The sequence below is a fragment of the Mesorhizobium sp. WSM4809 genome (assembly GCF_055811655.1).
Map to the genome: position 1 here is coordinate 1 of NZ_JBVVQW010000069.1, position 380 is coordinate 380.

A 380-nucleotide genomic window follows, 5' to 3' on the forward strand; every position below is an offset into this window, starting at 1 on the left:
CTTGCAAAGCCCGGCGCAAGCTTCACCTATGATCGCAATGAGAGATACATACCGCGCAAGGAGCCGCCCAGCGGATTAGCCGGTGGGAAGATCGTCAACGTCGATCGTGTCGTTTGGGAGAATATCCGTGACCAGCAGACGGCTCTTGCCGCCCTACAAGCGGGTGAGATTGATTACTTCGAATCGCCATCCGTGGATCTGCTCTCGGTGATCGAGAGCGATCCCGATCTTGTAGTGAAAAATCTGAAGTCCGGCCAAGACATGTACCTGCGAATGAACTGTCTGCAGAAGCCCTTCGATAGTGTAAAGGCGCGCCAGGCGATGCTTCACCTCATCGATCAGCAGGCGTTTATGCGGGCCGCGTTCGGTGACCCGAAATA

1 protein-coding gene is annotated in these 380 nt (G+C 55.3%); it reads left to right on the forward strand.

Annotated features, from left to right (window positions below; genetic code table 11):
• Window positions 1-380, forward strand: a 380-nt coding sequence (locus AC0L24_RS33890) for an ABC transporter substrate-binding protein (RefSeq protein ID WP_473565100.1), incomplete at both ends; no start/stop codon positions are given.